At 72.8% G+C, this 5,072-nt stretch carries 5 protein-coding genes; 3 read left to right on the forward strand and 2 right to left on the reverse strand.

Annotated elements, in window-relative coordinates; genetic code table 11:
* Nucleotides 1–394: 394 nt before the first annotated feature.
* Together AB0412_RS21870 and AB0412_RS21875 are read right to left on the reverse strand one after the other, a co-directional pair.
* Nucleotides 395–1,741 (reverse strand): sensor domain-containing protein, encoded by a 1,347-nt coding sequence (locus AB0412_RS21870; protein WP_366404255.1) that lies wholly within the window; start codon nucleotides 1,739–1,741, stop codon nucleotides 395–397.
* 129 nt (nucleotides 1,742–1,870) lie between these two features.
* A complete protein-coding gene (locus AB0412_RS21875; protein ID WP_366404256.1) occupies nucleotides 1,871–3,085 on the reverse strand; it encodes a sensor domain-containing protein in 1,215 nt (404 codons plus the stop codon).
* 208 nt (nucleotides 3,086–3,293) lie between these two features.
* Here AB0412_RS21875 and AB0412_RS21880 point away from each other — a divergent pair, with 208 nt between their 5' ends.
* The 3 genes from AB0412_RS21880 to AB0412_RS21890 all read left to right on the forward strand — a co-directional run.
* On the forward strand, nucleotides 3,294–3,689 hold the full coding sequence (locus AB0412_RS21880; RefSeq protein WP_366404257.1) for an NADH-quinone oxidoreductase subunit A: 396 nt from the start codon (nucleotides 3,294–3,296) through the stop codon (nucleotides 3,687–3,689).
* Nucleotides 3,680–4,306, forward strand: a complete 627-nt coding sequence (locus tag AB0412_RS21885; RefSeq protein ID WP_366404258.1) for an NADH-quinone oxidoreductase subunit B family protein — start codon at nucleotides 3,680–3,682, stop codon at nucleotides 4,304–4,306. Before AB0412_RS21880 ends, AB0412_RS21885 begins: the two co-directional genes overlap by 10 nt.
* Nucleotides 4,303–5,072: NADH-quinone oxidoreductase subunit C (locus AB0412_RS21890; RefSeq protein WP_366404259.1), on the forward strand; the 770-nt coding region annotated here is incomplete at its 3' end. The genes AB0412_RS21885 and AB0412_RS21890, both read left to right, overlap by 4 nt.

Consider the following 5,072-nt stretch of genomic DNA (forward strand, 5'->3'; position numbering starts at 1 on the left):
TCGGTCTGGCGCGGAATCGGTCGACTCGAGAAGCGGGGGGTGTTGACGCGCCGGCCGCTGCGGGCGGACACCACCGCCCCGTCCCCTCCCCGCCGCGTGCGTGCGCGCCACGCCCACGCTGCGCTGGGCCCGCCCGCCGCGGGCGGCTGCGGCCCGCATTTGCGCCCTAGCTGCTGGGGCGTCGATCCCGCCTGGCTGCGGGGCCGTCGATCCCGCCTGGCTGCGGGGCCGTCGATCCCGCCTAGCTGCGGGCAGTCGTGCCGCTGGGGCGGCACGGGTGGGCGCAGCGGCACCCCGCCAGCGCGGGCGAGCGGACCCACCCCCGGCCAGCCCCGACGCCGGGGGCCTGGACGGCGCCGGGCCGTGTGACCCACCCCCTGTCACGCGCCCGGACTCAGTGCGTACGCTCCACACGCCACGGCAGCTCCGCCGTCACCCTCGTCGGACCGCCCACCGGTGAGTCCACCACCAGCACACCGTCCACCGCGTCGAGCCGTTCGGCCAGCCCCGCCAGCCCGGAGCCCCCGCTCACCTCGGCCCCGCCGACCCCGTTGTCCACCACCTGCAACATCAGCCGGTCCCCGGCGCGCCACACCTCGACGGCCGCCGACGTAGCCCGCGCGTGCTTGCTGATGTTCTGCAGCAGCTCCGAGACCGTGAAGTACGCGATTCCCTCGATGGCCGGCGCCGGGCGTTCCGTCAGGTCCACCTCCACCTGCACCGGGACCGTGCAGCGGGAGGCCACCGAGGACAGGGCCGCGTCCAGGCCGCGGTCGGTGAGGACCGCGGGGTGGATGCCCCGGGCCAGATCGCGCAGCTCCTGCAGCGCCGTCTTCACCTCGCCGTGCGCTTCGTCCACCATCCGCGCCGCCACCTGCGGGTCCTCCCGCAGCTTCTCCTTCGCCAGACCCAGGTCCATCGCGAGGGCCACCAGCCGGGCCTGCGCCCCGTCGTGCAGATCCCGCTCGATGCGCCGCAGGTCCGCCGCCGCCGTGTCCACCACGACCCCGCGGTCCGACTCCAGCTCCACCACCCGGGTCGCGAGCCGTGACGGTCCCAGCAGCCCGTGCACCATCACCCGGTCCACCGTCGTCAGCGCCCGCACGATCCACGGCGTGGCCATGGTGAACAGCAGCCCCACCAGCGCGGTCACCGTGATCTCGAAGGGGTTGTCCAGATAGATCCGGTGGTGCTCGTCGCCGTAGAGCTGGATGCCGTCCTGGCCCGCGTACATCGGGAAGACCCAGAACCACAGCGGATAGGTCAGGAGCGACCAGCCGATCGACCAGATGGTGACCGAGACGGTGAAGGCGAACACCGCCCACGGCAGATGCAGGACCGCGTAGAGGAGAGAACGCCAGGACGCTCCGCTCTTGAGCACCGCTCCGATCCACGCCATGAAGCCCTGTCGCTTCATCCGCAGCGGCTCCGGCTCACCCACGTCCAGGCCCAGGAGGCCCCGTGCGCGTGCCCGCTCCAGCATGCCGAAACCCCGGCAGCCGGCGAGGGCCGCGGCCAGGACCGGGACGCCGAGGAAGGTGACGAGGAGGCCCGCGCCCAGCGACACCATCGTGACCGCGTACGTGAACAGGAGGATGCTGATCGGCAGGCTCAGCAGCACGTAGCCCAGCTCGCGCCAGGTGCGCCCCTCGACCGGTGCCCGCAGCGCGGCCGGCAGCCGGTGCCGGCGCTCCTGCGTGTTCGCGTCGAGCCCGTAGCCCGCTCCGTAGTCCGTGGCCATCGGCGTCGTCCTTCTCCTCGTCCGGGGCTGTGCTGTCGTACCCTCAGCCTGCTCCGGTGCAGGTCGCGGGGCCATGGAGTCCGTCGCAGTCTTGGACGGGGGGTTATCCCCACCCCCGCGCGGCAGTCCTCACCCGGCCGTCTCCCGGTCCCGCCAGGGCAGCTCCGCCGTCACCGTCGTCGGGCCGCCCTCCGGCGACTCCAGGACGAACAGGCCGTCCACCGCGTCCAGCCGGTCCGCGAGACCCCGCATGCCCGTACCGGCGTCGAGGCTCGCGCCGCCTCTGCCGTCGTCCCACACCTGTATGAGCAGCCGGCTCTCCGAACGCCACACATCGACCGAGGCGGTCCGGGCCCCGCTGTGCTTGCTCACGTTCTGCAGCAGCTCCGAGACGGTGAAGTACGCGATGCCCTCGATCGCCGCGGCGGGGCGCTCCGCGAGGTCGACCGTCACCTTCACCGGGACCGTGCAGCGGGAGGCCACCGAGGACAGGGCCGCGTCCAGGCCGCGGTCGGTGAGGACCGCGGGGTGGATGCCCCGGGCGAGATCGCGCAGCTCCTGCAGCGCCAGCTTCACCTCGCCGTGCGCCTCCTCGACCATCGCCGCCGCCGCGTCGGGGTCCTCCAGCAGCTTCTCCTTGGCCAGGCCGAGGCCCATCGCGAGGTTCACCAGGCGGGCCTGCGCCCCGTCGTGCAGATCGCGCTCGATGCGCCGCAGGTCGGCCGCGGCCGTGTCCACCACCACACCCCGGTCGGACTCCAGCTCGGCGATCCGCCGCTCCAGTTCGTCGGACGGCGACAGCAGCCCGCGCACCATGGCCCGGTCTGCGTTGGTCAGCCCCCGCGCGATGAACGGCAGCACCGGCCACAGCACGAACAGCGAGGTGAGCGTGATGGCGAAGGTGAGGACGCCCCACGGCAGCCGTATGAACTCGTACAGCACCGAACGCCAGGCCACCGGGTCCTTCACCGCCAGCCACAGCCGCAGCCAGAACCCGCCGGAGCCGCGCAACGCCAGCCGGCTCGGCTCGTCCACCCGCACCCCGAGCAGCGCCCTGGCCCGTGCCCGCTCCATCCTGCCCAGCTGCCGCGCGCCCATCAGCCCGAGCGCGAGCAGCGGGAAACCGATCACCGTGACGGTCAGCCCGAGACCGGTGAACAGGACCGTCGCCACATAGACGAAGCCCACCAGGGACAGCGGGAAGTTCGCCAGCAGGTGGGCGATCTCCTTCCACGTGTGCCGGTCGTAGGCGAAGCGGGGTGACGGCGGGCCGTCTCCGGCGCCGGCCGGCGCCGGGATCGCCGCGCTCGTGTGCGTGTCCCGGGGCGGGATGCGTTCGGTCATGGGCATCAGCCTGCCCGGCGCGAAGGGCCCGCGCCATGAGGTCGGCCGCCGACATCCACTGAGGAAAACCCCACCCCCGCATGCCGAGCGGCGACGGGCTGCTTACCGTGCCTTTATCAGGGCCTAGACTCCCCTGCGTACAGATCGTCGAACGGTTGCGTTCACCAGGCACGGATCAGGGACACCAGAGCGGGAGTGAGGGGCGGACGTGCGGGAATCCACCGTCGTCGTCGCGGCGGACTACTTCCAGGCCTACTCGGTCGTCGGACTGCTCGCCGTCGTCGGCGTGCTGTTCGTCGCCGTCGCCTTCGGCGCGGGACGCCTGCTGCGGCCCGTGGTCCCCACGCCCGAGAAGCTCCTGACGTACGAGTGCGGCGTCGACCCCGTCGGTGAGGGCTGGGCCCACACCCAGGTCCGCTACTACGTCTACGCGTTCCTGTACGTGATCTTCGCCGTCGACTCGATCTTCCTCTTCCCCTGGGCGACCGTGTTCGCCGCCGACGGCTACGGCGCGACCACCCTCGTGGAGATGTTCATCTTCCTCGGCTTCCTCGCCGTGGGCCTGCTCTACGCATACAAGAAGGGCGTCCTGACATGGACGTGACCCCCGAGCCTGTCCTGTTGCCCGAGCCGAAGCGGCTGGGCGCGCTCGCGCGCCTCGCGCCCGAGCCGATGAAGGTGGTCCTCAACTGGGGACGCCGCTACTCGCTCTGGGTCTTCAACTTCGGCCTCGCCTGCTGCGCGATCGAGTTCATCGCCGCGTCGATGGCCCGCCACGACTTCATCCGCCTCGGCGTCATCCCCTTCGCGCCGGGACCGCGCCAGGCCGACCTGATGGTGGTCTCCGGCACGGTCACGGACAAGATGGCCCCGGCGGTGAAGCGCCTCTACGAGCAGATGCCCGAGCCGAAGTACGTCATCTCCTTCGGCGCGTGCAGCAACTGCGGCGGCCCCTACTGGGACTCCTACTCGGTCACCAAGGGCGTCGACCAGATCATCCCGGTCGACGTCTACGTCCCCGGCTGCCCGCCCCGGCCCGAGGCGCTGCTCCAGGGCATCCTCAAGCTCCAGGAGAAGATCGCGCGGGAGTCGCTGGGGGAGCGGTACGGGACCGCCGCTCAGCGTCCCTCGGCCGCGGCGTTGCAGAGCGGGCTGGTGAAGCCGCCGGAGCCTGGGGAGTCCGGTGCCGTGCCGCGCGCGGACGTGGAGGGCGCCCGATGACCACGATCGGCTGGCTCCCCGCCGCCGTCGAGGAGCTGTTCGGTACGGACGCCACGGCCGAGGAGTCGTACGACGTCCTGACCGTCGATGTGCCCCCGGCCGCCTGGATCACCGCGCTGGAGACCGCCCGCGACCGTCTCGGCTGCACGTTCTTCGACTGGCTCAGCGCGGTCGACGAACCCGGCACGGGTTTCCGTGTCACCGCCCATGTCGCGGCCCTCGCCCCGGTACGACGCCTGCTGCTCCGTACGACCGTCCCGCACGAGGCCCCGACCCTGCCCAGCGCCGTCGGCGTCTACGCGGGCGCGGCCTGGCACGAGCGCGAGACGCACGAGATGTTCGGCGTGGAGTTCACCGGCCACCCGGCCCTCGACCACCTCCTTCTCCCCGAGGGCTTCGAAGGCCACCCCCTCCGCAAGGACTTCGTCCTCGCAGCCCGGGTGGCCAAGGCCTGGCCGGGCGCCAAGGAACCGGGCGAGTCCGAACACGGCGGCCCCAAGCGCCGCCAGATGCTGCCCCCGGGCGTCCCCGACCCCAACGAGTGGGGCCCGCTGAAGGGCCAGCTCCCGCCCGCCCCCGCCCGCCCGGCCCGCGGCGCGGGCAGGGCAGCCGCCGGCGCCGCCGCCCGCACAGCGACCGACCGCCCGGTCCGCCGCACCCGCACAGCCTCGGAGGGTTCGGCGAGCCAGGCGGCGGGTGCGGCCGGGGGTGCCGAGCCGACGTCCACGTCGTCGCCGCGCCGGGCGCGTAGTGCGGCTGAGGGTTC

Source organism: Streptomyces sp. NPDC052012, assembly GCF_040689265.1.
In the GTDB taxonomy this organism is placed as follows: Bacteria; Actinomycetota; Actinomycetes; order Streptomycetales; family Streptomycetaceae; genus Streptomyces.